This is a genomic window from Cellulomonas citrea, from assembly GCF_009829685.1.
In the GTDB taxonomy this organism is placed as follows: Bacteria; Actinomycetota; Actinomycetes; order Actinomycetales; family Cellulomonadaceae; genus Cellulomonas; species Cellulomonas citrea.
On record NZ_VWSD01000306.1, the window covers coordinates 1 to 1151 of the forward strand.

The window sequence follows — 1151 nt, forward strand, 5'->3', positions numbered from 1 at the left end:
CTGGCCCCGGCCCGCGGCACGGTCGCAGGGATCGGCCTCGAGGTGAACGTCGACTACCTGGGCGTGCGCGCCGTCGACCTGGCCGGTCGGGTGCTGCGCGAACGCGTGGTCTACGGCGACCTGCGCGGCCGGGCACCCGGTCCGGTGCTCGACCAGCTCGCCGACCTGGCCGGGCAGGTGGTCACCGCGCTGGACGCCGAGGACGTCACCGTGGCCGGCACCGCACTCGCGCTGCCCGGTCTCGTGGACCGCGTGACCGGCCCCCTGCGGCTGGCCCCCAACCTCGGCTGGCGGGACCTCGACGTGGTCGGTCACCTGGCCGATCACCCCGTGCTCGGCACGCTGCCGCCCCGGCTGGGCAACGAGGCCAACCTCGCGGCCCGGGCCGAGGCGCACGCCCGACGCGGTGCCGTCCCGCCGAGCTTCCTCTACGTGTCCGGCGAGGTCGGCATCGGCGCCGGGGTCGTCGTCGACGGGACGATCTCGCCCGGCCGCCACGGCTGGAGCGGTGAGATCGGACAGATGGTGGTGCGGGCCGACCTGGGCACCGACGGCGGCACGCTCGAACAGCTCGTCGGGCAGGACGCACTGCTGCGCGGCGCCGGGCTGGCCCCCGGCCGGCCGGTCGGCGACCTGGTCGCGGCGCTCGACGCGGCCGAGCCCCGGGCCACCGCGACCGTGCGGGACGCGGCCCGCGTGCTCGGGTTCGCGCTCGCCTCGGCGGTCAACGTCGTCGACGTCGACGAGGTGGTGCTGGGCGGCAGCTTCGGCGCGCTGTTCGACCACCTGCACGCGCCCGTGAGCGCCACGCTCGACGCGGCCGTGCTGTTCGCCCCCTGGGCACCGGTCCGGGTGAGCCGCGCACTGGCCGGCGACCTGCCCGCCATGACCGGTGGCGCGCTCGCCGTGCTGGCCCAGGTGATCGCCCACCCGGAGCCCTGGGTGGAGCTGCGGACGTAGGTTCCTTCACCGGTCGAAAGATTCTGCTGTGGCGGTGCGGACAGGCTCCGGGGCAGGATGCACCCACCCCCGGGGAGGACCGATGGACACCCGCAGCACACCGCACCCCGCGACCGACACCCCGGCGCGGGCCACGGCCACGGTCGCCGCCCCGGCCACGGTCGCCGAACGGGCCGCCGCCGGCCGCGCCG

1 protein-coding gene is annotated in these 1151 nt (G+C 77.0%); it reads left to right on the forward strand.

Features of this window, described 5'->3' with window-relative positions; translation table 11 throughout:
- Positions 1-960, forward strand: a 960-nt coding sequence (locus tag F2B26_RS16360; RefSeq protein WP_159811136.1) for an ROK family protein, incomplete at its 5' end; no start/stop codon positions are given.
- Positions 961-1151 lie beyond the last annotated feature (191 nt).